Annotated in this window: 21 protein-coding genes, 1 pseudogene and 1 riboswitch; of the genes and pseudogenes, 5 read left to right on the top strand and 17 right to left on the bottom strand. The window is 78.0% G+C overall.

All coding sequences use genetic code 11. The features are described from left to right. The 3 genes from ACI781_RS01510 to ACI781_RS01500 all read right to left on the bottom strand — a co-directional run. Nucleotides 1-1084: alpha/beta hydrolase (locus ACI781_RS01510; RefSeq protein ID WP_456564298.1), on the bottom strand; the 1084-nt coding region annotated here is incomplete at its 3' end. Further along, on the bottom strand, nt 1081-1398 hold the full coding sequence (locus ACI781_RS01505; protein ID WP_456564297.1) for a hypothetical protein: 318 nt from the start codon (nt 1396-1398) through the stop codon (nt 1081-1083). The genes ACI781_RS01505 and ACI781_RS01510, both read right to left, overlap by 4 nt. A 170-nt stretch (nt 1399-1568) precedes the next feature. Further along, nucleotides 1569-3833, bottom strand: a complete 2265-nt coding sequence (locus tag ACI781_RS01500) for a sodium-translocating pyrophosphatase (protein WP_456564296.1) — start codon at nt 3831-3833, stop codon at nt 1569-1571. Nucleotides 3834-4090: 257 nt separating this feature from the next. Here ACI781_RS01500 and ACI781_RS01495 point away from each other — a divergent pair, with 257 nt between their 5' ends. Continuing rightward, nucleotides 4091-6715, top strand: a complete 2625-nt coding sequence (locus ACI781_RS01495) for a DEAD/DEAH box helicase (RefSeq protein WP_456564295.1) — start codon at nt 4091-4093, stop codon at nt 6713-6715. Nucleotides 6716-6805: 90 nt separating this feature from the next. Here ACI781_RS01495 and ACI781_RS01490 read toward each other — a convergent pair. From ACI781_RS01490 to ssd, 7 genes and pseudogenes are all read right to left on the bottom strand, one after another. Beyond that, nucleotides 6806-7141 (bottom strand): annotated as a pseudogene (locus ACI781_RS01490) (Rv3654c family TadE-like protein); the annotation flags it as partial. A gap of 8 nt (nt 7142-7149) precedes the next feature. Beyond that, a complete protein-coding gene (locus ACI781_RS01485) occupies nt 7150-7563 on the bottom strand; it encodes a TadE family type IV pilus minor pilin (protein ID WP_456564294.1) in 414 nt (137 codons plus the stop codon). A gap of 2 nt (nt 7564-7565) precedes the next feature. Further along, nucleotides 7566-7844, bottom strand: coding sequence for a DUF4244 domain-containing protein (locus tag ACI781_RS01480; RefSeq protein ID WP_456564293.1), 279 nt, complete (start codon nt 7842-7844; stop codon nt 7566-7568). A 122-nt stretch (nt 7845-7966) separates the two neighbouring features. Further along, nucleotides 7967-8713, bottom strand: coding sequence for a type II secretion system F family protein (locus tag ACI781_RS01475; RefSeq protein ID WP_456564292.1), 747 nt, complete (start codon nt 8711-8713; stop codon nt 7967-7969). Further along, nucleotides 8710-9507 carry a type II secretion system F family protein gene (locus ACI781_RS01470; RefSeq protein ID WP_456564291.1) on the bottom strand — a complete coding sequence of 266 codons (798 nt, stop codon included), beginning with the start codon at nt 9505-9507 and terminating at the stop codon, nt 8710-8712. The genes ACI781_RS01475 and ACI781_RS01470 overlap by 4 nt, the downstream gene beginning before the upstream one ends. Continuing rightward, complete coding sequence (locus ACI781_RS01465) at nt 9504-10646, bottom strand: TadA family conjugal transfer-associated ATPase (protein ID WP_456564290.1); 1143 nt, start codon at nt 10644-10646, stop codon at nt 9504-9506. Before ACI781_RS01465 ends, ACI781_RS01470 begins: the two co-directional genes overlap by 4 nt. Beyond that, nucleotides 10643-11740, bottom strand: a complete 1098-nt coding sequence (ssd, locus tag ACI781_RS01460) for a septum site-determining protein Ssd (RefSeq protein WP_456564289.1) — start codon at nt 11738-11740, stop codon at nt 10643-10645. Before ssd ends, ACI781_RS01465 begins: the two co-directional genes overlap by 4 nt. A 127-nt stretch (nt 11741-11867) precedes the next feature. Here ssd and ACI781_RS01455 point away from each other — a divergent pair, with 127 nt between their 5' ends. Beyond that, nucleotides 11868-12716, top strand: coding sequence for an HAD family hydrolase (locus tag ACI781_RS01455; protein ID WP_456564288.1), 849 nt, complete (start codon nt 11868-11870; stop codon nt 12714-12716). A gap of 74 nt (nt 12717-12790) precedes the next feature. On the opposite strand, the gene ACI781_RS01450 is transcribed toward ACI781_RS01455, so the two are convergent. Beyond that, nucleotides 12791-13573: an oxidoreductase gene (locus ACI781_RS01450; RefSeq protein ID WP_456564287.1), complete on the bottom strand. Its 783-nt coding sequence runs from the start codon at nt 13571-13573 to the stop codon at nt 12791-12793. A 194-nt stretch (nt 13574-13767) separates the two neighbouring features. Between ACI781_RS01450 and ACI781_RS01445 the strand changes: the two genes are divergently transcribed. The 3 genes from ACI781_RS01445 to ACI781_RS01435 are packed head-to-tail and all read left to right on the top strand — an operon-like array spanning nt 13768 to nt 15589. After that, nucleotides 13768-14316 (top strand): histidine phosphatase family protein, encoded by a 549-nt coding sequence (locus ACI781_RS01445; protein ID WP_456564286.1) that lies wholly within the window; start codon nt 13768-13770, stop codon nt 14314-14316. Continuing rightward, nucleotides 14313-14834, top strand: a complete 522-nt coding sequence (gene cobU / locus ACI781_RS01440; protein WP_456564285.1) for a bifunctional adenosylcobinamide kinase/adenosylcobinamide-phosphate guanylyltransferase — start codon at nt 14313-14315, stop codon at nt 14832-14834. The genes ACI781_RS01445 and cobU overlap by 4 nt, the downstream gene beginning before the upstream one ends. Next, entirely contained in the window at nt 14831-15589 is a 759-nt protein-coding gene (locus ACI781_RS01435; RefSeq protein ID WP_456564284.1) for an adenosylcobinamide-GDP ribazoletransferase, read from the top strand. The genes cobU and ACI781_RS01435 overlap by 4 nt, the downstream gene beginning before the upstream one ends. Before the next feature lie 336 nt (nt 15590-15925). Here ACI781_RS01435 and cobN read toward each other — a convergent pair whose 3' ends face one another. The 6 genes from cobN to ACI781_RS01405 form a co-directional block, all read right to left on the bottom strand. Continuing rightward, nucleotides 15926-19555 carry a cobaltochelatase subunit CobN gene (gene cobN / locus ACI781_RS01430; RefSeq protein WP_456564283.1) on the bottom strand — a complete coding sequence of 1210 codons (3630 nt, stop codon included), beginning with the start codon at nt 19553-19555 and terminating at the stop codon, nt 15926-15928. A gap of 53 nt (nt 19556-19608) precedes the next feature. Continuing rightward, nucleotides 19609-19677, bottom strand: a riboswitch (cobalamin riboswitch). Then, nucleotides 19637-20302 (bottom strand): ABC transporter ATP-binding protein, encoded by a 666-nt coding sequence (locus ACI781_RS01425; RefSeq protein ID WP_456564305.1) that lies wholly within the window; start codon nt 20300-20302, stop codon nt 19637-19639. (Overlaps the previous riboswitch by 41 nt.) Nucleotides 20303-20346: 44 nt before the next feature. Beyond that, the gene (locus ACI781_RS01420) at nt 20347-21153 is read right to left on the bottom strand and encodes an ATP-binding cassette domain-containing protein (RefSeq protein ID WP_456564282.1); all 807 of its coding nucleotides are present in this window, start codon (nt 21151-21153) and stop codon (nt 20347-20349) included. Continuing rightward, nucleotides 21150-22013: an ABC transporter permease gene (locus ACI781_RS01415; protein ID WP_456564281.1), complete on the bottom strand. Its 864-nt coding sequence runs from the start codon at nt 22011-22013 to the stop codon at nt 21150-21152. Before ACI781_RS01415 ends, ACI781_RS01420 begins: the two co-directional genes overlap by 4 nt. Beyond that, the gene (locus ACI781_RS01410; RefSeq protein ID WP_456564280.1) at nt 22010-23038 is read right to left on the bottom strand and encodes an ABC transporter permease; all 1029 of its coding nucleotides are present in this window, start codon (nt 23036-23038) and stop codon (nt 22010-22012) included. Before ACI781_RS01410 ends, ACI781_RS01415 begins: the two co-directional genes overlap by 4 nt. Continuing rightward, nucleotides 23026-24660, bottom strand: a complete 1635-nt coding sequence (locus ACI781_RS01405) for an ABC transporter substrate-binding protein (protein ID WP_456564279.1) — start codon at nt 24658-24660, stop codon at nt 23026-23028. The genes ACI781_RS01410 and ACI781_RS01405 overlap by 13 nt, the downstream gene beginning before the upstream one ends. Nucleotides 24661-24684: the final 24 nt, after the last annotated feature.

Genomic DNA, 24684 nt, shown 5'->3' with positions numbered 1-24684 from the left:
GTCGGCGCGTCGGGGGGCTGGGGGCGCGCGGGGCGGCCGGCGCGGCGGCGAGCGCCGCCGCGGCGACGGTGGCCGCGTCGTCGGCCACCGCGTCCAGGTCGTCGGTCACGGTCGTGGCCGTGCCCGGGACGAGCACGCCGATGTCGTCGGCGGTGTCCAGGTCGCCCAGCCCCAGCGCGACCATGCCGTTGGCGGCGTCGAACTCGTAGAGCTGGACCTCCTCCCCCGCGTCCTCCCGGGCGAGGAGCTCGGTGCTGGTGGCGAGGGCGACCTCGTGGCCGGGGGTCCCGGGCTCCATCAGCACGTCGTGCATCAGCAGCCGGTTGGCCCGGTCCCGCGCCCACGCCGGCACCCCGGCGGTGCTCCCGACGAACCCCGGCGAGCGGTCGATCCACGCCTCCCGCTGCTCCTCCGACAGCGCCGCCCACCACCGGGCCACGGGCTCCGGTCCACCCGGTGGCGCCACCAGGGGCGGTGTGCCCTCCAGGCCGACGATCGTCAGGAGGTCGTCGAAGGCCACCGGCGCGGCCCCGCCCACGACGCCGACGGTGGCGAGCACGGCAGCCGCGTCCTCCGCCGCGAGCGCGGCCCGGTCGGCCGCCTGCAGCGCCTCGGCGCCCAGCTCCGCCGCGCGGCCGGCGGCGCGGGCCTGCTCCACCAGGGCCTCGTACTGCACGCTCAGCGCCACGGCGGGGTCCAGCGAGGGGTCCAGCGGGACCTCGGGCAGCGGACCCAGCCGCCCCTGCTCGTCGAGGACGACCGGCGCCGCGGACGCGGCCGCCAGCGCCGCCCGGGCCAGCTCGGCCGCACCGTCCGCCGCCGCCACCAGCCGCTCGGCGTCGGCCAGCGACTGCGCGAGGGCGGCGGACACCCGGGTGACCACCGTCGAGACGTGCACCAGGCTCGCGGCAGCGGCGTCGGCGGCCGGCCCCTCCCAGACGACGGTCCCGATGCCGCGGCCCACCTCCTCCATCCGCGCGCGCCAGCCGACCAGCCGGTCCGCCACGTCGCCGAGGGTGGTGACGGCGTTGCGCAGCAGCGCGACCTCCCACGCGGCGACCGACGACAGTCCGGAGGTGCTCACCGGTCCGGCCCGCCGGTCCGCAGGTACAGCAGCCGGTCGGACACCGCCGCGTCGGCCAGGCGGTACTCGTGGACGGCGGCGCGCAGCGTGCCGGCGACGGCGTCGGTGCCCGCGGCGACGACGTCGACCAGCCCCGCCCAACCGCTGCCCAGCCGCCCGGCCGCGTCGGCGGTGGCGCCGTCGACCGCGGACGTGAACGTGTAGGTCGCCGAGCGGCACAGCCCGGCCTCGGCGGCGAGCTCGGCGGAGAGCGCGGCCAGCTCCTCGGCGAGGTCCTGGACCTCGCGCAGCTGGATGGAGAGGGGTACGGACACGAGGGCGACCTCCCGGCGACGGCGCCGGCCCGTCCGGACCGGCGCCGCGGCACGTTAGGGCTGCGCTCCCTCCGGCGGCCCGCGGCCGTCCACAGCCGCCGACCCCGTCCACAGCCGCCGCGCCGGAGGGCCCGAGGGCACCCCGGCGCGGCAGGCTCGCCCGCGTGGGATCACGGGACGGTGGCGCGCAGCTCCTCGCCTGCGGACTCGGTGCGGGCGCCCCCGACGACGACCGAGCGCCGCTTGGAGACCACGACGGCCGCGATGACCACCGCGAGCGCGGCGAGGGCGATGAGGGCACGGACGCCGGTGTTCTGGTCCTCGCCGACGGTCAGGCTGACCACCGCCGGCGCGATGAGCAGCGCCACCAGGTTCATCACCTTGATGAGCGGGTTGATCGCCGGCCCGGCGGTGTCCTTGAACGGGTCCCCGACGGTGTCGCCGATGACGGTGGCGGCGTGCGCCTCGCTGCCCTTCCCGCCGTGCGCGCCGTCCTCGACCATCTTCTTGGCGTTGTCCCACGCGCCGCCGGAGTTGGCCAGGAACACCGCCATCAGGGTGCCGGCGGCGATGGCGCCCACCAGGTAGGCGGCGAGGGGGCCGATGCCCAGCCCGAAGCCCACGGCCACCGGGGCCAGCACCGCCAGCAGGCCGGGGGTGGCCAGCTCGCGCAGCGAGTCCCTCGTGCAGATGTCGACGACGGCGCCGTAGTCCGGCCGCTCGCTGAAGTCCATGATCCCGGGCCGGGTGCGGAACTGCTCCCGCACCTCGAACACCACCCGGCCGGCCGCCCGCGACACCGCGCTGACGGCCAGCCCGCTGAAGAGGAACACGACCGAGGCGCCCACGAGTGCACCCACGATGTTGTTCGGGTTCACCAGGCTGAACGCGTCGCCGAGGGAGGCCCCCGCCTCCGCCAGCGCGACGCCGACCTGGGCGTTGTAGGAGCCGAACAGCGCCGTGGCGGCCAGGACGGCGGTGGCGATCGCGATGCCCTTGGTGATCGCCTTGGTGGTGTTGCCGACGGCGTCGAGGTCGGTCAGCACGCGGGCGCCGTCGTCGTCGATGTCGCCGGACATCTCGGCGATGCCCTGGGCGTTGTCGCTGACCGGACCGAAGGTGTCCATCGAGACGATGACCCCGGCCGTGGTGAGCAGCCCGCAACCGGCCAGCGCGACCGCGTAGAGGGCGGCGCCGCCACCGATGAGGAAGGCCACGTACACGGCGCCGCCGATCAGCAGGGCCGCGTAGACCGCGCTCTCCAGGCCCAGGGAGATGCCGGAGAGGATGACCGTGGCGGGGCCGGTCAGGGAGCTGCGGCCGACGTCGCGGACGGGCTTGCGCGAGGTCTCGGTGAAGTAGCCGGTGAGCTGCTGGATGGCCGCCGCGAGCACGATGCCGACCAGCACGGACAGGAAGCCGAGCACCTGTGGGCTGACGACGGTGTCCTCGAGGTCGGCCACGCTGGGCAGCACGGTGAACGAGGCCACGGCGACCAGGACGAGCGAGACGACGGCCGAGGCGAAGAACCCGCGGTTGATCGGGGTCAGCCCGCTGGTGTCGGTGCGGCCGGGGTTGCTGGCCAGGACGCCGACCACCGAGGCGATCACCCCGATGGCGGCGACGACCAGCGGGAAGACCATCCCGTCGGCGCCGAGGAAGACCTGCCCGAGGATCAGCGCGGCCACGAGCGTGACCGCGTAGGACTCGAAGAGGTCGGCGGCCATGCCGGCGCAGTCCCCGACGTTGTCGCCCACGTTGTCGGCGATGGTGGCGGCGTTGCGGGGGTCGTCCTCGGGGATGCCGGCCTCCACCTTGCCGACGAGGTCCGCGCCGACGTCGGCGGCCTTGGTGAAGATGCCGCCGCCCACGCGCATGAACATCGCCAGCAGCGCCCCGCCGAAGCCGAAGCCCTCGAGCACGACCGGCGCGGTGTCGTCGAAGAACAGCAGCGCGAGCGAGGCGCCGAACAGCCCGAGCCCGATCGTGATCATGCCGACCACACCGCCGGTGCGGTACGCGATCCGGAACGCCGGCACGTAGCCGCCGCCGCGCGCCGCGGCCGCCACCCGCACGTTGCCGCGGGTGGCCAGCGTCATGCCGATGAAGCCGACGGCGGCGGAGAACAGGGCCCCGACCAGGAAGAACACCGCCCGCCCCGCCTTGGTGCCCCAGCCGCCCTCGGAGACGGGCAGCACCAGCAGGAGCACGAAGACGACGACGGCGAATACCGCCAGGGTGCGGAACTGTCTGCGCAGGTACGCCGCCGCGCCCTCCTGGACGGCCCGCGCGATGTCCCGCATCGTCGTCGTCCCCTGGTCGGCGGCCAGGACGGCCCGGACCAGGTAGGCGGCGAAGGCGAGAGCGGCGAGGGACACGGCGAGCGTGACGGCGACCAGCGCGACGTCCCCACCCGACAGATCGGTCTCCGGCATGTGGTTCCTCCCAGCGGTCAGCGGCTGCCGGGACGCACACGCCCCGGACGGCGGAGGTCTCGTCCGCTCCGCGGGTCCCCGGGGGCCGGACGCCGCGTGAGTGTAAGCGAGATCACACCGCGTGTCGGTAGTCCCGCGACCAGACCGTGACGGGCCCGCAGGTCGGCGGCGGGTGGGCGACCCCGGTGACGACGGGGTGGCCGACGGGCGGACGGCGCGCCGGCCCGCGGGTTGCCGGCAGGTGTGACAGTGGAGGGGTGACCGCGCTCCACCCGGTCCGGCCGGCTCCCCCTCCCGGCGTGGACCCCGGCACCGAGGGGCGCTCCCCGGCCGCCGACGCACTTCCGGGCGCCGAACTGCTCGACGACCTCCTCGCCGGGACGCCGGAGGAGGAGCACCCGGTCACCCACGTGCACCGGCTGCCCGTCCGGGAGAGCCGGACGCTGCCCTGGCCGGAGTGGGTGGCCCCGCCGCTGCGCGACCGGCTGGAGGAGCAGGGCGTGCGCGCCCCCTACCGGCACCAGGTCGAGGCCGCGCAGCTCGCGCACGACGGCACGTCGGTGGTGGTGGCCACCGGCACCGCCTCGGGCAAGTCGCTGGCCTACCAGCTGCCCGCGCTGAGCCGGCTGGCCGAGGACGACCGGGCGTGCGTGCTCTACCTGGCCCCCACCAAGGCGCTGGCCCGGGACCAGCTGGCCTCCGTCACCGCGCTCGCCGAGCGTTCGGTGCGCCCGGCGGCCTACGACGGCGACACGCCCGGCGAGGAGCGCGACTGGGTGCGCCGGCACTCGCGGTGGATCGTGACGAACCCGGACATGCTGCACCGCGGGATCCTGCCGGCCCACCAGCGGTGGTCGGCGACGCTGCGCCGGGTCGCCTTCGTCGTCGTCGACGAGTGCCACGCCTACCGGGGCGTGTTCGGGTCGCACGTCGGCCACGTGCTCCGCCGGCTGCGCCGGATCTGCCGCCGCTACGGCGCCGACCCGGTGTTCGTGCTGGCCTCGGCCACGGTCAGCGACCCGGCGGGCGCCGCGAGCCGGCTGGTCGGGGCGCCGGTCGTCGCCGTCACCGAGGACGGGTCCCCCCGGCCGGGCGCGACCTTCGCGCTCTGGGAGCCGCCGCTGACCGAGCGGCTCGGCGAGCGGGGGGCTCCGCTGCGGCGCTCGGCCGCGCAGGACGCGGCGTCGCTGCTGGCCGACCTGGTGGAGCGCCGGGCGCGGACGCTGGCGTTCGTCCGGTCGCGGCGCAGCGCGGAGTCCGTCGCCGACCAGGCCCGGCGGGTGCTCGTGGAGCGCGGACGGGCCGACCTGGCCGCCCGGGTGGACTCCTACCGCGGCGGGTACCTGCCCGAGGAGCGTCGCGAGCTGGAGCGGGCGCTGTCCAGCGGCGAGCTGCTCGGGGTGGCCACGACCAACGCCCTGGAGCTGGGCATCGACATCGCCGGGCTGGACGCGGTGGTGCTGGCCGGCTACCCGGGGACGCTGGCGTCGCTGTGGCAGCAGGCGGGCCGCGCCGGCCGCGCCCAGCGGGAGTCGCTGGTGGTCTTCGTCGCCCGCGACGACCCGCTGGACCACTACCTGGCCCACCACCCGCGGGCGGTCTTCGGCCGGCCGGTGGAGGCCACGGTCACCGACCCCACGAACCCCTACGTGCTGGGTCCGCAGCTGTGCTGCGCCGCCGCGGAGCTCCCCCTCGTGCCTGCCGACCTCGCCGAGTTCGGCGGTCCGGCCGCCGAGGCGCGGATCGAGGAGCTCGTGGCCGAGGGGCTGCTGCGCCGTCGCCCGACCGGCTGGTACTGGGCCGGCCGGGGGCGGCCGGAGGTGGACATCCGCGGGGACGGCAACGCGCCGGTGTCGATCATCGAGGGCGGCACCGGGCGGCTGCTGGGCACCGTCGACGGGGGCGCGGCCCACGCCACCGTGCACACCGGCGCGCTGTACGTGCACCGCGGCGAGACCTTCGTCGTGGACGAGTACGACGTCGAGGACGCGTGCGCGGTCGTGCACGCGGACTCCCCCGAGTGGACGACCGTGGCGCGGGACGTCACCGACCTGTCCGTGGTGGACGTCGACCGGTCGCGCCGGCTGCGCACGGTCACCGCGCACACCGGCGTCGTGGACGTGGTGAACCAGGTGGTGGCCTACCAGCGCCGGCGGCTGGGCACCGGCGAGGTGCTCGCGGAGTTCCCGCTGGACCTGCCCGCCCGGCAGCTGCGCACCCGGGCGGTGTGGCTGACCCTCGACGAGCGGGCGGTCGCCCACGCCGAGGTGGACGACGCGACCCTGCCGGGCGCCCTGCACGCGGCCGAGCACGCCGCCATCGGGCTGCTGCCGCTGCTGGCCACCTGCGACCGCTGGGACCTCGGCGGCCTCTCCACGGCGCTGCACCCGGACACCGGGACGGCGACGATCTTCGTCTACGACGGGCACCCGGGCGGGGCGGGCTTCGCCGAGCGCGGGTTCGCCGTGCTGCGGCGGTGGCTGCAGGCCACCCGCGCGACGATCGCCAGCTGCGAGTGCGAGAGCGGCTGCCCCTCCTGCGTGCAGTCGCCCAAGTGCGGCAACGGCAACGACCCGCTGGACAAGGCCGGCGCGGTGCGGGTGCTCGACGTCGTCCTCGACGAGCTCGCCGCGGCCGAGGAGCGGAGCGAGCCCGTCGCCGACCACGGCAGCGACCTCGCCGCCGACGACGACGACCGGATCGAGCCCGCGACCCCCGACGGGCGGGAGGTGCCGGCGGCCGCCGTCGGGCCGGTCGAGCCGGGACCCGTCGGGCAGGTCGAGCGCGCCCACCCCGCCGGCGACCCGGAGGACGGGTCCCGGCACCGGGCGTCCGTCGCGGTCCCGGCCGCGACCGCCGGTGACGACGACCTGGTCTTCTGAGGGCGCGTCCTCCGGAGCGGTTCTCTCTGGAGCCGCCCCGACCCCGGTCGGCCCCGCCGCTCCCGCGTCCGGCTCGGCCGGGCCGGCGCGCGCCCGGGCGGTGGCGGAGCGGACCCCGAGCGGCCCCAGCCGCACGGGGACCTCCACCCGCACCGACACCACCGAGCCCGCTCCGACGGCGCAGTCGCGCAGCACCGCCCCGTTGGCCTCCGCGACCTCGCCGGCGATGGCGCACGCCGAGACGTCACCGACCACCGCGCGCCCCGCGCCGGCGAGCGCGGCCAGGTCGGCGGCCGCCGTCGCGCGGTGCCGGGCTGCCACCGCCGTCCCGACCAGCACGGCGGCCAGCCCGACCGCGGCGAGGACCCCGCTGAGCGCGACCACCCACACGGTCGCCGACCCCCGCTCGTCGCGGACCGCGGCCACCACCCTCCTCACCCGCGCCCTCCTCCCGCCCCCGCCTCGCCGGCCGGGAGCACGCCCGGCTCCAGCTCCGCGACCGCGGTCGCGCGCACGGTGACCGTCAGCGGCAGGGGGCCCAGCGGTGAGACGTCGGCACTGACCGTGACGCGGACCCGGTCGCCGTCCGTCTCGACCGCTGTGGTCGCCCCGTCGGGAGCGGCCGCCGCGGCCACCACCCGCACCGCGGCCGCGTCGTCGCCCCGGGCAGCCGCCCGGGCTCCCTCGCGGGCCGCGTCGAGGCAGCGCAGGTGGGCACCCACGACCGTGACCGCCGCGACGGCACCGGCCAGCACCAGCAGCAGGACCGGCAGCACGACCGCCGTCTCGGCGGTGACCATGCCGGCCTCGCGGCCGGAGCGGCACCGCGCCGGTGACCGGACGCGCACGGTCAGGAGAGCGTGGCGAGCGCGGAGCTGACGAGGTCACCCAGCGCCGTGACGATGGACCCGCCGGTCACGACCTTGTAGAGGACCGCCGCGAAGGCGCAGGCGGCGATGGTGCCGACGGCGTACTCCGCGGTGCTCATGCCGGCCTCGGGCTCCTCGACCAGCCGGGCCCAGCGGCGGGCGAGGCGACCCGGCGGCCGCCGGGCGGGGCCGCCGCCGGCGTCGGCCGCCGGGCCGCCTCCCGCGGGCTCGGGGGCGGTGGGCTGCTGCGCTGCGGTCATGGGGACCTCCTGGCTGGGGGCCCGCCGTCCGGGCCGCTGCGTCGACCCTCGCGGCGGCCGGGACGGCGATCCACCGGCCGGCGGGATCTGTGGAGAGCGCCGGGGTCTGTGGACCGGGACGGTCACGGCAGCACGTCGGCGGCGATGCCCAGCACCACGGGAGCGACGCCGAGGCAGACGAAGGCCGGCAGGAAGCACGCGCCCAGCGGAGCCAGCACCCAGACGCCCGCCGAGCGCACCCGGGCCTCGGTGCGGGCGCGCTGGGCGGCGCGGGTGTCGACGGCGAGGGCCTGGAGGGCGGCGACCACGGTGGAGCCCGACTCCCCGGCGCGGGCCAGCACCCGGCCCAGGCCCGCCGCCTCGGGGGACGTACCCGACCAGGCCGCGCGCGCCGCCGAGCCCAGCCGGGAGCGGGCCGCGACCGCCGCCAGCTCCTCCCCCAGCGGACCCGGCAGGACCGCGGCGACGGCCCCGAGCGCCCCGGCCGGCGGGAGCCCCGCGGCGAGGCAGACCGCGAGCAGGTCGCAGGCGACCGGCAGCTCCTCGGCGGCCGCCGCCTCCGTGGCCCGGTCCTCGGTGGCAGCCGCGCGGCGCAGCAGCCGGTCGACGACGACGGCGGCGCCGAGACCGGCGACAACCCCCACCGTCCCGCCGAGGAGCAGTGCCGCACCGGCGCCCCCCACCGCGGCCAGCAGCACCCGGCGCCGCGGGCCACCCGGCCGTCCCCGCGCGGAGGCCTCGGCGGCCGGCGCCGGGGAGCGGGACCGAGCCAGCGCCCGTGCCCGCGCGCGGCCGGGCGGGGCGGACCAGAGGAGCAGGGCCGCCGCGGCGAGCAGGCAGGCCACCGGGACCGGATCGGGCAGGGTCACCGTGCCACCCGGCGCACCAGGCGACCGGTCCAGGCCAGACCCGCGGCCTCCAGCCCGACCCCGAGGACCAGCAGCACCTGCCCGGTGCCGGTGGTCGTCAGGACCGCCCACGGGTCGGCGCCGACCCCGCCGCCCATCAGCAGGGCGAGCAGCGGCAGGCCGGCGAGCAGCCCGGCGCTGGCGCGCGGGCCGGCGAGCGCGGAACGCAGCTCCAGCCGGTGCCGCCGCCGGGCCCGCAGGTCGTCCTCGACCGCTGCCGCCACCGCCGCGAGAGAGCACCCGGTGCGGAGGCTCAGCCGCACGGCCGCGGCCAGCCGGGCCACCGCGGCGTCCCACACCCCGGCGCCGGCGCCGGCCACGGGCAGCGACCCGGGGGCCCGCACCGCGCGGAGCAGCACCTCCGCGGCGGCGGGGTCGCCGCAGCCGGCGCCGGCGGCGACGGCCGCGTCGTCGAGCGGGCGCCCGCTGCGCAGCTCGGCGACGAGGGCCCCCAGCGCCTCGGCCAGCGCGGCCACGCGGTCCTCCTCGGCGCCGGCCCGCCGGGCGCGCTGCCGCGCCACGGCGGCACCGCCGGCGACGGCCGCGGCCAGCGCCGCCACGAGCGGGGTGCTCACGATCCCGGCGCCCAGGCCCGCCAGCAGCGCGGCGACCGCCGGGACCGGCAGTCGCGAGCGCCACCGCTCGGGCCCCGCACCCCACCCGCGGTCCCCCGGCCTCGGGACGCCCCGGCCGGCCGGCCACAGGAGCAGGGCCGCGGCCAGGAGCAGCAGCGCGGCCGCGGCGCCCGGGGTCACCCGGCACCGCCGGCCAGCAGGTCGTCGAGCACCGCACGGCCGGGACAGGGGCCGCCGTCGGCCCGCCATGCCGGCTGGACGACGACGAGGTCGGACACCCGGCGGACGACGCCCAGCTCCGCCACCCGCCGCACCCCGGCGGCACGCCGCAGGTGCACCACCACCGACAGCGCGGCGGCGGCCTGGCTGTGCACCGCCGCGCGGTCCAGCCCAGCGGCGACCCCGAGCGCCTCCAGCCGCGCCGGCACCTCGGCCGAGCGGTTGGCGTGCAGGGTGCCGCAGCCGCCGTCGTGGCCGGTGTTGAGCGCGGCCAGCAGGTCGGTCACCTCCGCGCCGCGGACCTCGCCGACCACGAGCCGGTCCGGGCGCATCCGCAGGGCCTGGCGGACCAGGTCGCGCAGCCCCACCGCCCCGACCCCCTCCACGTTGGCCGGGCGGGTGACCAGCCCGACCACGTGCGGGTGGTCGGGCGTCAGCTCGGGGGCGTCCTCGCAGACGACGATGCGCTCACCCGGGTCCACCAGGCCGAGCAGGGCCGACAGCAGGGTGGTCTTGCCGGAACCGGTCCCGCCGGTGACGAGGAAGGCCAGGCGCGCGGCGACGACCGCCCGCAGCAGCACCCCGGACTCCCCCGGCAGCGTGCCCCGGTCGGCGAGGTCGCCGAGGCCGAGGGCGCACCGGCGGAGCACCCGCAGGGACAGGCACGTCCCGCGCGCGGACACCGGCGCGAGCACCGCGTGCAGGCGGGTGCCGTCGGGCAGGCCGGCGTCGACCCAGGGAGCGGCGTCGTCCAGGCGGCGCCCGGCCGCCGCGGCGAGCCGGACCGCCAGCCGGCGCACCGCCTCGTCGTCGGGGAAGCGCACGGGGGCCCGCTCCAGGCCGGCGCCGCGGTCGACCCACACCTCGTCCGGGCCGTTGACCAGGACGTCGCTGGTGCCCGGTGCCCGCAGCAGCTCCTCCAGCGGCCCGGCGCCGGCGAGCTCGTCGACCGCGGCGCGGACGGCGGACAGCACGGTCGTGTCGCCGGCCAGGCTGCCGGCCTCCTCCCGCACCAGCGCGGCCACCGCCGGGCCGGTCGGCGCACCGGGACCGGTGGCCAGCCGGGCGCGCACGCGCTCGACCAGCGGTGTCCCGGTCACGGCGCCTCGCCCGGCGGCGGGAGCGCGCCGAGCACCGCCCGCGCGGCGGCGCCCCACGGCGTCCGCGGGCCGGTCGGGGGCGGCACCCCGCGCTCGCTGCGGGCGACGGCGGACCGGTCGTGGCCGAGGACGGCGACCAGCGGCCGGCCGACGACGTCGGCGACCTCGGCCGCGGCCAGCCCGCCCGGCACCCGCCGCACGACCAGCCGGGCCCGCGCCCACGGGGAGTCCGCTGCGCCGTCGCCGTCGACCAGCGCCCGGGCCGCACACGCGGCGCGGACCCGCGCCGGCACCACGAGGACGGCGAGGTCGGCCTCGGCGAGGACCGCCTCGACGCCGGGGACGGGCCCCCGCGGCAGGTCGACGACCACCGGCCAGCCGCCGGACCGGCCGGCCTCCACCACCGCGGTCACGGCCTCGGGCGGCGGCGCCCCCGGCGCCGAGCGGGAGGCGGCGAGCACACCGACCCCGGCCACCGAGGGCAGCGCCGCGAGCACCGCCTCGCCCGAGACCCTCCCCCGCAGCCCGTGCAGGTCCGGCCAGCGCAGCCCCTCGTGGGTCTCGGCCCCGAGCAGCAGGTCCAGCCCGCCGCCGGAGGGGTCGCCGTCGACCAGCAGCGCGCCCCGGCCGGCCGCGGCGGCGGTGAGGGCGACCGCGGCCGCCAGCGTGCTGGCCCCGGCCCCGCCGCAGGCGCCGCCGACGGCGACCAGCCCGCCGCGCTCCACCGGATCGCGCAGCGCGGCCCCGGCCCGTTGCAGCACCCACGCCTCGTCGGTGGGGAGCACCGCCACCCGCTCGGCGCCCAGCTCCACCGCGGCGGCCCAGCCGGCCGCCGGCAGCTCCCCGCGGGCGAGGACGACGACCCCGGGACGGCGGGGCAGGACCCGGACCGGGCCACTGGCCAGCACGTCGGCGCCGAGCAGGACCAGGGGCGCCTCGCGGTGCGCGCGCCGCAGCGCCGGCCCGGTGGTGGCGACCTCCGGTTCGGCGCCGGCCGCGGCGAGCAGGCGCAGGGCCTCGTCGAGCAGGTCGTCGTCCCCGCTGACGAGGAGGGGCCGGGCGGGGTGGGCGGTGTCGGGAACGGCGGTGGGCACCCCGCCACCCCACGACCCCGCAGGCCGGGGGCGCGAGGGGCCGGTGGGATCTGTGGACGACCCGATCGGGTGTGGACGGGCCAGCGAGCCCCGTCACACCCGGGGAGTCCCCTTACAGTCGTGAACCGTGACCCGCTCAGCGGCGTTCTTCGACCTGGACAAGACGATCATCGCCAAGTCCAGCGCCCTGGCCTTCGGGCGGCCCTTCTTCGAGGGCGGCCTGATCAACCGGCGCACCGTGCTGAAGGGCGCCTACGCCCAGTTCGTCTTCTCCCTGGCCGGCGCCGACGCCGCCCAGATGGAGCGGATGCGGGCGCAGATCACCCGCATGTGCACCGGGTGGGACGTCGCGACGGTGCACGACATCGTCCGGGAGACGCTGCACGAGATCGTCGACCCGCTGGTGTACGCGGAGGCGGCCGACCTCGTCGAGGAGCACCGGGCCGCGGGGCGGGAGGTCGTCATCGTCTCCAGCAGCGGCGCGGAGATGGTCGAGCCGATCGGCGAGATGCTCGGGGCCGACCGGGTGGTCGCCACCCGCATGGTCGTCGAGGACGGGCGCTACACCGGCGAGATCGACTTCTACGCCTACGGGGAGAACAAGGCGGCCGCGATGCGCGCGCTCGCGGCCGAGGGCGGCTACGACCTGGCCGACTGCTTCGCCTACAGCGACTCCGTCACCGACCTCCCGATGCTCTCGGCCGTCGGCCATCCCACCGCGGTCAACCCGGACCGGGGGCTGCGCCGGGCCGCCGCCGAGCACAGCTGGCCGGTGCGCGAGTTCAGCCGGCCGGTGTCGATGCGGTCGCGCTCCACCGTGCCGGCGGCCCCCGTCGTCACCGGTGCCGCGATGGGGGTGGGCGCGGCGGTCGTGGGCCTGGCCTGGTACGCCCGCCGCCGCTCCCTGCGCACGCTGGCCGGCGCCCCGGAGACACCGGTCCCGGCCACCGGCCGGCGCCGCCGCCGCGGGGCCTGAGCGGCGTAGCGCCGCCGCCGCGCAGCCTGCGCGGCGCCGCGGCGCCGCGCCGCCGCGCCGCCCGCGAGGCGCCGTCAGCCGCGGAGGATGGCCTCCGCGACCGCCAGGCCCTCGACCGCGCCGTACCCGGTCGCCCGGCAGCAGTGCACGAGCCACCCGGCCAGGCCCTCGGGGGTCCCGGCGGCGTAGCCGGCCAGCGCCTCGTCGTAGGCGGCCCGGCCGAACTCGGCGAAGCCGACCTCCGGCACGGAGACGGCCTTGGGGTCCAGCCCGCGGGCGATGCCGGTGAGCCGGCCCGCGGCCCGGGCGACGACGCCGTTCGCGGTGCCGAAGGGCGCCAGCGCCGCCAGCTCGCCGTGCACCAGTCCGGCGACGAGGACGGCGGGCACCGTGCTCGTCCCCGTGACGACCGTGAACAGCCCCGTCAGCCGGGGCCCCGCGTGCGGACCGGGGCGCCCCAGGTCGGTGCGGTCGGCCAGATCGGCGGCGGCCAGCACGTGCAGCCGGGCGAGCACCTGGCCCGGTGCCCGCGACCAGGTGTCCACCAGCGAGCCCAGCGCGAGCGAGGCGCGCAGCGCCCCCTGCACCACCGGGTCGTCGACCTCGCCCGCGCGGAGCTCGGCCAGCGGGACGTCTACCCCCTCGAGCGCGGCGGAGGCGCGCGCACCGCGGAGCGCGGACTCGGCGCTGACCTCCGCCGACCGGTTGCGCATGAGCCGGTGCCGCAGCAGCCGGTCGATCGCCGACCGGGCCTCCTCGGCGGCGTCGCGGACCCCGGGCAGCTCCAGCAGCGGGGCCAGCGGGTCGGGCGCACCGGGACGGGGGGACGCGGCGCCGGGGCGGACGGGGATGGTCACGGCGACGACGGTACGAGGCGGCCGCGGCGGCGCACGGAACCGGCCTCGTCCCGCGGCCCGGCGGGCAGGACGCGAGTGCCGCGACCGGCGGTGCGGTGCCCGTCGGCCGGCGGTCCCGGGGTGGGCGGCGGGCGGGGAGCCGGACGGGCCCGCGGCGAGGGGCGCACCAGCCGCGGCCTAGGCTCCCGCCTGCCATGCGACCCCTCACCCTCCTGCTCGTCCGCCACGGGCAGAGCGAGTGGAACGCCGCCGGCCTGATGCAGGGCCAGACCGCCGACGTCCCGCTCACCGAGCTCGGGCACGCCCAGGCCGCCTCGGCCGCCCGCGAGCTGGCGGAGCTGCAGCCCGGCGTCCTGGTCTCCAGCGACCTGCGCCGCGCCGTGCAGACCGCGGAGCACTGCGCGCGCGCCACCGGGCTCCCGCTGCGGACGACCCCCGCCCTGCGCGAGCAGGGCTACGGCGTGCTCGAGGGCCGGCCGAGCCGGGAGCTGTGGGACGTCGTGGACTGGACCGATCCGCACTGGGCGGCCGAGGGCGGGGAGAGCCTCGCCGAGCTGCACGCCCGGGTCGCGGCCTACCTGGACCACCTGTGCGCGGAGCGGCCGGCGGAGCTCGTCGCGCTGGTGACGCACGGCGACACGATCCGTGCCGCGCAGGCGGTCGCCGCGGGCCTCGGCCCCGACGCGATGCCGGCGGTGACCCCGCACAACGGCACCGTGACCCGCCTGGAGATCTGCCGGTGAGCCGGGTGCTGGTGCTCGGCGGCTCCCGCTCCGGGAAGTCCGCGCACGCGGAGTCGCTGGTCGCCGGCCGGCCCGGCGTCGTCTACCTGGCGGCGTCGGCGCCGGTGCCCGGCGACGCCGAGTGGGCCGAGCGGATCGCCGCGCACCGCGCCCGGCGTCCCGGCAGCTGGACGACGCTGGAGACCACCGCGCCCGCCGACCTCGTGCGTCCGGGCACCGTCCTGGTCGACAGCGTCACCACCTGGGTGGCCGCCCTGATGGACGAGGCCGGCGTGTGGACCGACGAGCCGGGGTCGGCCGGGCGGCTGGCCCGCGGCTGCGACGCGCTCGTCGAGGCGTGGGCCACGACGCCGGCGCACGTGGTGGCCGTCAGCGACGAGGTGGGCCTCGGCGTGGTCCCCGAGACCCGGTCCGGGCGGCTGTTCCGGGACACCCTGGGCGCGGTGAACCAGCGGCTGGCGGCCACCGCCGACGAGGTGTGGTTCGTCGTGGCCGGCCTGCCCCAGCGCCTGCGATGAGGTGGACCGGGCCGCTGGAGTCCGCCGCGCTGCTCACCGTGCTGCGGGTGCCGGCCGGGGCGGCGGCCTCGGCCCGCGGCGTGCTGCCGTGGGCACCGCTGGTCGGGCTGGTGCTGGGCGGGCTCGCCGCCGGGGTCGGCGTCGCGGGCACCCACCTGGTCTCGCCCCTGACCGGCGCCGTGCTCGCCGTCGCGCTCGGGGCCGCGCTCACCCGCGGCCTGCATCTGGACGGCCTGGCCGACACCGCCGACGGGCTGGGCCCGCTGCGTGGGCGCGAGCGCGCGCTGCAGGTGATGAGGCAGGGCGACGTCGGCCCGTTCGGCGTCCTCACCCTGGTGCTGGTCCTGCTGCTGCAGGTCGCCACCGGCGCGGCGCTGCTGGCCACCGGCGGCTGGCCGGCGGTGTGGACGGCGGTCGTCGTGGCCCGCCTGGCGATGACCCGCACCGGGCTGCCGGGCGTGCCCACGGCGGAGGGCTCGTCGCTGGGGCGCGCGGTGGCCGGCACGGTGTCCCGGTCCTGGCTGGCCGGCTGGCTGGTCGTGGTGGCCGCGCTGGCCGGGGGCGCGGCGTGGGCGGCCGGCGGGCCGGCGGACGCGGTGCGGCTGCTGGCCGCGGCCGCGGCGGGCCTGGTCGCCGCCGAGGCGCTGCGGGCGCGGGCGGCCCGGCGGCTCGGCGGGGTGAACGGGGACGTGATGGGGGCGATGGGCGAGGTGGCGGCGACGACCGTCCTGCTGGTCGCCGCCGCCCTCGGCTGACGGCCCCCCTGCAGGGACCCGGCGCGAGCCTGCGAGTGCCGGGGGCAGGGGGGGCCTTGCTCAGTGCCGGCGCAGGAGGCTGTTCACCAGCCCGCCGAGACCCCCGGCGGGCGCCGGTGCCGCCGCGCGCCCGCGGCCCATCCGGCGGCCGGTGGTCGTCCCGGCCGAGCGGCCCGTGCCCCGGGTGGGGCGGGTGCTCGCGCGGCCGCCACGGGCCGCGCCACGCGCCGCCCCCCGCGCCGTCGACTCTGCCGTGCCCATCAGTCGGTTGAGGATGCTCATCGCCCACGGGTACCCGACGACGGGTCCGGGGAACCCCTCATCGGCCCTCCTGCATCAGGCGGGCGACCCCTGCTGCGCCGGCGTCTCGCCGCCCTCGAGGTCGCCCTCGGTGTCCAGGTACGCCTGCCGCAGCTCGGCCAGCAGCGCCGGGTCCGGCTGCGCCCACAGGCCCCGGTCGACGGCCTCCAGCAGCCGCTCGGCGATGCCGTGCAGCGCCCACGGGTTGGACGTCTCGAAGAACTCCCGCTGCTCGGGGTCGAGCACGTAGGTCTGGGTGAGCTTCTCGTACATCCAGTCGTCGACGACGCCGGTCGTGGCGTCGTAGCCGAACAGGTAGTCCACGGTCGCCGCGAGCTCGAACGCGCCCTTGTAGCCGTGCCGGCGCATGGCCGCCAGCCACTTGGGGTTGACCACCCGGGCCCGGAAGACCCGTGCGGTCTCCTCCCCCAGCGAGCGGGTGCGCACCGCCTCCGGCCGCGTCGAGTCGCCGATGTAGGCCCGCGGCGCGGACCCGGTCAGCGCGCGCACCGTGGCGACCATCCCGCCGTGGTACTGGAAGTAGTCGTCGGAGTCGGCGATGTCGTGCTCGCGGGTGTCGACGTTCTTCGCCGCCACCGCGATCCGCCGGTACGCCGCCTCCATGTCCGGCCGCGCCTGCACGCCGTCCAGCCCGCGGCCGTAGGCGTAGCCGCCCCACACCGCGTACACCTCGGCGAGGTCGGCGTCCCCGCGCCAGTCCCGGCTGTCGATCAGCGGCAGCAGCCCCGCCCCGTAGGCGCCGGGCTTGGAGCCGAACACGCGGGTGGTCGCCCGCCGCCGGTCGCCGTGGACCGCGAGATCGGCGTCGACGTGCGCGCGGACGTGGTTGCGCTCGGGCGACTCGTCGAGGCCCGCCGCCAGCGTCACCGCGTCGTCCAGCATCGTCACCACGTGCGGGAAGGCGTCCCGGAAGAAGCCGCTGATCCGCACGGTGACGTCGATCCGCGGGCGGCCCAGCTCGTCGAGCGGGATCGGCTCGAGACCGGTCACCCGGCGGGAGGCGTCGTCCCAGACCGGGCGGACGCCGAGCAGCGCCAGCACCTCGGCCACGTCGTCCCCGGAGGTGCGCATCGCCGAGGTGCCCCACACCGACAGGCCCACCGAGCGCGGGTACTCGCCGGTGTCGGCCAGGTAGCGGGCGACCAGCGACTCGGCCATCGCCTGGCCGGTCTCCCAGGCCAGCCGGGAGGGCACCGCGCGCGGGTCGACGGAGTAGAAGTTCCGGCCGGTCGGCAGCACGTTGACCAGCCCGCGCAGCGGCGAGCCCGACGGGCCGGCCGGCACGTACCCGCCGTCGAGGGCGTGCAGGGTGGCGTCGAGCTCGTCGGTGGTGCGGGCCAGCCGCGGCACGACCTCGTCGACGGCGAACCGCAGCACCGCGGCGACCGCGTCCGCGTCGACGCCGTCGACCCCGTCCAGCACGTCGCGCACCACGGCCGGCACCGCGTCCGCCGTCCAGCCCGCCGACTCCATGCCCGTGACCAGCGCCGTCGCCAGCTCCTCGACGGCATCGGTCGCGCGCAGCCCGGCGGACCCGTCCTCGGTCAGCCCCAGCGCCTCCCGCAGGCCCGGCAGCGCGACGGATCCGCCCCAGATCTGGCGCGCCCGCAGCATGGCCAGCACCAGCCCGACCCGGTCGTCGCCCTCGGGCGGCGAGCCGAGCACGTGCAGGCCGTCGCGGATCTGGGAGTCCTTGATCTCGCAGAGCCACCCGTCGACGTGCAGGATCATTTCGTCGAAGTGCTCGTCGGCCGGGCGCTCGTTCAGCCCCAGGTCGGAGTCCAGCTTGGCCGCCTGCAGCAGCGTCCAGATCTGCGCGCGCACCGCCGGCAGCTTCGCCGGGTCCATCGCCGCGACGTTGGCGTGCTCGTCGAGCAGCTGCTCCAGCCGGGCGATGTCGCCGTAGGTGTCGGCCCGGGCCATCGGCGGCACCATGTGGTCGACCAGGGTGGCGTGCGCGCGGCGCTTGGCCTGCGAGCCCTCCCCCGGGTCGTTGACGAGGAACGGATAGACCAGCGGCAGGTCGCCGATCGCGGCGTCCGGCGCGCACGAGGCCGACAGGCCGACGGTCTTGCCGGGCAGCCACTCCATGTTGCCGTGCTTGCCGACGTGCACCAGCGCGTGCGCGCCGAACACCGACCGCAGCCACCAGTAGGCGGCCAGGTAGTGGTGCGACGGCGGCAGGTCCGGGTCGTGGTAGATCGCGATGGGGTTCTCGCCGAAGCCGCGCGGCGGCTGCACCATGACGACGACGTTGCCCGCCCGCAGGGCCGCGAAGACGATCGAGTCGTCGGTCTCGTCGACGAACAGCGAGCCCGGCGGCTGCCCCCAGTGCTCGACCATCGCCTCGCGCAGGTCCTCGGGCAGCGTCGCGAAGAAGGCCCGGTACTCCGCGGCGGCGATCCGCACCGGCTGGCCCGACAGCTGCTCGGCGGTCAGCCAGTCGGCGTCCTGCCCGCCGGCGGCGATCAGCGCGTGCACCAGCGCGTCGCCGTCCAGCTCCGCGAGCCCGGGCAGCGCCCCGGGCCCGTCGAACGGGCCGATGTCGTAGCCGGCGCCGGACATCGCGGCCAGCAGCCGCACCACCGACGCGGGGGTGTCCAGGCCGACGGCGTTGCCGATCCGGGCGTGCTTGGTCGGGTAGGCCGACAGCATCACGACGATCCGCCGCTCGGCCGGCGGCGTGTGCCGCAGCCGGGCGTGCGCGACCGCGGTGCCGGCGACCCGGGCCGCCCGCTCGGGGTCGGCGACGTAGGAGGTCAGGCCGTCGGCGTCGGTCTCCTTGAAGGAGAACGGCACGCTGATCAGCCGGCCGTCGAACTCGGGGATGGCCACCTGGTTGCCGACGTCGAGCGGGGAGAGCCCGTCGTCGTCGGCCAGCCACTCCTCCCGCGACCGGGTCAGGCACAGCCCCTGGACCACCGGGACGTCGAGCGAGGCCAGCTGGCCCACGTCCCACGCGCCGTCGTCCCCGCCGGCCTGCGCGGTCGCCGGGCGGGCGCCGCCGGCGGCGAGCACGGTCACCACCATGGCGTCGGCGCCGCGCAGCACGTCGAGCAGCTCGTCGGGGACGCTGCGCAGCGAGCTGACGAACACCGGCAGCGCCGAGCCGCCGGCCGCCTCGATCGCGGTGCACAGCTCCTCGACGAACGCCGTGTTCCCGGCCAGGTGGTGGGCCCGGTAGTAGAGGACGGCGATCCGGGGACCCGCGCCGGTGGACTTCCGCTCCAGAACGCCCCACTCCGGCGCCACCGACGGCGGCTCGAAGCCCTCGCCGGTCAGCAGCACGGTGTCGGACAGGAAGCGGTGCAGCTGGACGAGGTTGTCCGGGCCGCCCTGCGCGAGGTAGCCGTGCGCCTCGGTGGCCACGCCCATCGGCACGGTGGACAGCTCCATCAGCTCGGCGTCGGGCACCTGCTCCCCGCCGAGGACGACGACCGGGGCGGGCCCGGCCAGCAGCGGCGCGAGCATCTCCTCGTACTGGCGGCGCACGCCGAGGATCCGGACGACGACGAGCTGCGCGCCCTCGACGAGCGCCGCGATCCCCTCCCCGCCGAGCCGGACCGGGTTGCCCAGCCGCCACGGCGCGCCGCTGGCCCGGGCCGAGAGCAGGTCGGTGTCGCTGGTGGAGAGCAGGACGAACACGCGCGCTTCCTCACTCGGGGTCCGCGCCCCGGGTCGTCGGTTCCGGCAGGACCGGGTGTCTGGCTGCGCCCGCGGAGGGGCTCACAGTGGCGGGACCGCGCCGGTGTCGCACCGGCTTCCCCGGGGTGGTGCCGGTGTGGAGTCGTGGTGCGGCGACGGTACCCGGCCGGTACGCCCGCCCGGCCCGGCGGACGGCGGCGGCCAGTCGACGACGCGGTCGGCCACCACCTCCAGCAGCGGCCGGTCGTGGGCGACGGCCAGGACGCCGATCCCGGCGGCCCGCGCGTGCTCCAGCAGCAGCCGCCAGATGCGGGCCTGGGTGACCGCGTCCAGGCTCGCGGTGATCTCGTCGGCGACCAGGTACCGGGGCCGGGCCAGCAGCGCCCGGGCGAGGTTGACCCGCTGCAGCTCGCCGCCGCTGATCTCGTGCGGCCGGCGGTCCAGCCAGGCCGGCGCGACCAGCCGGGGGTCCAGCGCGGCGATCGCCGCGGGGCCGGCGCCGGTGGAGGCGAGCACCCGGCGCACGGTCCACCGCGGGTCCATCGCGAGGTCGGGGTGCTGCAGCACCAGCTGCACGGGGTGCGGCTCCCCGCGCCGGCGCGCCGGCCCGGCCACGGTCACCCGGCCGCGGTCGGCGCGCAGCAGCCCGGCGAGGACCCGCCCGAGGGTGCTCTTGCCGCAGCCGCTGGGCCCGCACAGGCCGGTCACCTCCCCCGGCCGCAGGGTGAGGTCCGCCCCCGCGAGCACCCACGGCCCCCGCGGCCCGTACCGGACCCAGAGGTCCTCGGCGGTCAGCACGGCTCCTCCGCGGGCACCCGGAACCCGTTCACCGGCAGCGCCTGCCACAGCGCCCGGGTGCGGGGGTGCAGGCCGGCGCCGTCGCCGGCGAACGCCGCGGGCACGACGGTGTCGACGGTGCGGCCGCCGTCGCAGATGACCACGCGGTCGGCGACGTCCAGCACCGCCTGCAGCTCGTGGGTGACCAGCACGACGGCGCGGCCCTCGTCGGCGGTCGCGCGGAACCCCGCCAGCGCCGCGCGGACGCCGTCCGCGGGCAGCCCGGTGGTCGGCTCGTCGGCGACCACCAGGCGCGGGCGGCCCATGGCCACGACGGCGAGCAGCACCCGGCGGGCCATGCCGCCGGACAGCTCGTGCGGGTAGCGCCGCAGCACCTCCTCCCCCAGCCCGCGCCGGGCCAGCGCGTCGGCCGCCGCCCGCCGCGGGTCCGGCCGCCCCGCCAGCCGGGCCGCCCGGCGCAGCTGGGCGCCCACCCGGCTGAGCGGGTCCAGGGCCGACGCCGACTGCGGCAGCAGCGCCGTCTCCCGCCCGGCCAGCCGCCGGCGGCCCGCCGCGTCGAGCGCCACGCCGTCGACGAGCACCGTCCCGCGCTCCACCGCGTTGGGCGGGAGCAGGCCGAGGACGGCGTGCGCCAGCAGCGACTTGCCGGCGCCGCTGGCGCCGACCAGCGCCACCAGCTCGCCGGGCGCGGCGGTGAGGTCCATGCCGGCCAGCGCGGGCACGACCCGCCGCCGCAGGCCGCGCTCGTACTGGACGAAGTCGACCTCCAGGCCGCGCACCTCGAGCAGGGGCCCGGTCACAGGTGCGCGCTCCGCGGGTCGAGCAGCGCGCGGACGTTCTCGCCGATGGTGTCGACGAGCTTCACGACGACGAGCAGGCACAGGCCCGGCAGCACCGCCAGCCACCAGGCGCCGGCGGCCAGGTGCCGCATCGACTCGGCCAGCAGCACGCCGATCGAGGGCTCCCCGGGGTCGACGCCGAGGCCGAGGAACGACAGCGCGGCCTCGTGCAGGATCGCGTGCGGGAACAGCAGCACCGCGCCGACCAGGAAGTGCCCGGTCAGGTGCCCGGCGAGGTGGTGGCGGGCGATCCAGCCGCGCCCCCGCCCCAGCTGCCGGGACACCGCGACGGCGTCCGAGGCCGCCACCGCCCGCACCCGGCCGCGCAGCACCCGGGTGAGGGTGGGCCAGTGCGTCAGCGCGACCGCCAGCACCACCGCACCGGTCCCGCCGCCGAGCGCGAACGCCAGCAGGACCAGCAGCACCAGGTGCGGCAGCGCCAGGAACAGGTCGACCAGCCAGCCGACGGCGCGGTCGGCGAGCCCGCCGACGACGCCGGCCAGCGCGGCGAGCAGGAGGGCGATCACGGCGGACACCAGGGCGGCGGCGGTGCCGACCAGCAGGCTCAGCCGCAGCCCGGCGAGCGTGCGGGCCAGCATGTCGCGGCCGAGCCGGTCGGTCCCGAACCAGTGCCCGGCCGACGGGGCGAGGTTGCGGGCGGCCAGGTCGGTGCGCTGCGCGGCCTCGGCGGCGAGCCCGCCGGCGACGAGGACGCCGACGACGACGAGCAGCGACAGCCCGACGTAGGCCAGGGTGCGCCGGCGGCGGTCGCCGAGCGGGCCGCCGAGCAGTCCGGGGGCGCCGGCCGCCGCGGCCGTCACGGCGCCACCGCCGCGCGCCGCCGCGGCCGCGCACCGGCGGCGACCCGCGGGTCGAGCCGGGCGTGCACGACGTCCCCCAGCTGGTTGCCGGCGAAGACGAACACCGTCGTGGCCAGCGCGATGCCCAGCAGCAGCGGCACGTCCTGGCCGAGCGCGGCGGCCGTCGTCGCCGCCCCGAGCCCGGGGTAGGAGAAGACCTGCTCGGCGAGGACCGAGCCGCCGAACAGCTCGCCGAGCGAGGCGAACTGCAGCAGCACGGCCGGGGCCGCGGCGTGCCGCAGCACCCGGTGCACCACGAGGCCGGTCCCCGACTCCCCCTGCGAGCGGGCGAAGGCCACGTGCTCGCTGCCCAGCGCCTCCACGACCGCCTGCCGGGTGTGCAGCACCACCGGGGCGACGCCCACGACCGAGAGGGTCAGCGCCGGCAGCAGTAGGTGGTGCAGCCGGTCGAGCAGGGTCACGTCCTCGGCCAGCACGCCCACCGGGGCCGCGCAGCAGACCGGCGTCCAGCCCAGGGAGACCGAGAAGACGTAGAGCAGCACCATCCCGACCCAGAAGGTCGGCGCGGAGGCCAGCGTGTAGGCCCACCAGCAGACGGCCCGGTCGGCGAGCCGGCCGCGCCGGACGCCGGCGACCACGCCGAGGGCGAAGCCGATCAGCCCGGACAGCAGCCAGGCGACCGCCATCAGCGCGAGGCTGCTGAGGAAGCGCTCCCCGATCACCTCGGTCACCGGCTGGTTGAACGTCAGCGAGCGCCCCAGGTCGCCCTGCACGACGTTGCCCAGCCAGGCGGCGAACCGTTCCAGGGGCGGCTGGTCCAGCCCCCAGCGCTGCGCGATCTGCTCCCGCTGCTCGGGCCCGACGGCGGCGAGGTCCCCGCCCACGTAGGCGTCGACCGGGTCCACCGGCGAGTTCGCCATGAGGGTGAAGGTCGCCGTCGCCACGGCGGCCAGCAGCAGCAGCAGCCGCAGCAGCCGGGCGCCGGCGGCCCGCAGCAGGGACGACGGCCGGCTCAGCAGCTCCACTGCCAGCCCGTGATGCCGGCGGTGATCGGCCAGCCGTGCCCGTGCGGCTCGATCTGCGGGGTGCCCACGTCGAGGCACTCGTCGACGAGGTAGGTGTGGTCGAGGTTCACCAGCCACGCCCACGCGGCGTCGCCGGAGGGGCCGAAGCCGCCGCCCCGCCCGTCGGCCTGCGCGGCGCGCCACTCCCGGTTCGCCGTCTCCTGGTCCGTCGCCGCCATCGCGGCGTCGAGGTGGGCGTCGACCTCGGCGTCGGCGTAGAAGCCGGGGTTCCAGTAGCCCACCCCCGCCTGGGTGGAGGAGTACAGCGTGTACATCTCGGTCGGGTCGTGGCTGCCCCAGCCGAACAGGACGGCGTCGGCGTGCATGCGCTGCTCGATCACGTCCCAGCTCTCGCCGCGCACGGTGACGTCGAGACCGACCGGGGCGAGCATGTCGGCGACCGCGAGCGCGAGCCCCTGGCGCAGCGAGTCGTCGGCCGGGTAGAGCAGGTCGAACGCCGCGCGGACGCCGTCCCGCTCGCGGACGCCGTCCCCGTCGCCGTCCACCCAGCCCGCGTCCTCGAGCAGCTCCCGCGCGGCCGCCGGGTCGGCGTCGGCCACCGCGGAGGCCGGCTCGTACCAGGGCAGCCCGTCGACCGGGCCGGTGGCGGGCGTGCCGTGGCCCTCCAGGACGCCGTCGACCAGCGCATCGCGGTCCAGGGCGACGTTGACGGCCCGGCGGACCGCGAGGTCGGAGGTGACGTCGTCGCCCACCGGCCGGCCGTCGTCGGTGGTCCCGCCGGTGTCGGGCACGTAGGGGAAGACGATGCCGCGGTTGTCGACCGACGGCACCGGCAGCAGCCGCATCCCGGGCGCCTGCGTGCCCGCCAGCTGGGCGGGCACGGCGGCCATGTGCACCTGGCCGGCCGAGGCGGCGGCCACCGAGGCGTCCTCGCCGGTGAACTGGAACACGATGCGGTCGAAGGCCGGCCGCGGGCCGTGGAAGTCCTCGTTGCGCTCGACGATCAGCTGCTGCCCGGGGTCCCACTGCAGCAGGCGGAAGGGGCCCGACCCGACCGGCTGCCGCGCGTAGTCCGGGCCGTGGGCGTGCGCGGGGACGATGCCGAGGGAGACCAGCCGGTTGACGAAGGTGCTCTGCGGCCGGTCCAGGCGCAGCTCGACGGTGTCCTCGTCGACGACGACGGCGTCGGCCAGCGCGGTGACGTCGGTGAGGCCGCCGCTGCGGCTGGCCGTGGTGAACGTGTACGCGACGTCCTCGGGTGTCACGGGCTCGCCGTCGGTGAAGACGGCGTCGGTGCGGATGTCGACGGTCCACACCAGCCCGTCCTCGCTGACCGACCAGTCGGTGGCCAGCTCGGGGACGACGTCGAGGTCGGCGTCGCGGGCGAGCAGGGTCGACTGGAACAGCGGCGAGCCATAGCGGCCCCAGCCCAGCGTCGGGTCGAAGCCGTCCTCCGGCTCGCCGCCGATGGCCAGGCGCAGCTCCGCCGGGGCACCGTCCGCGCCGGCGTCGGCCGGCCCGGTCCCGCACGCCCCGACGAGCAGCACCGTGGCCACCGCCCCCGCCACCGTGCGCACCCTCGTCCGCGCCGCCGTCCGCGCCGCCGTCCTCCGCCGCCCCATGCCCCGCGTTCCTCCTCGGTCCGA

This window comes from Blastococcus sp. SYSU D00695 (assembly GCF_054050555.1).
Note: the sequence above shows the minus strand (reverse complement) of the source record. Positions and strands in the feature narration are given on the sequence as shown.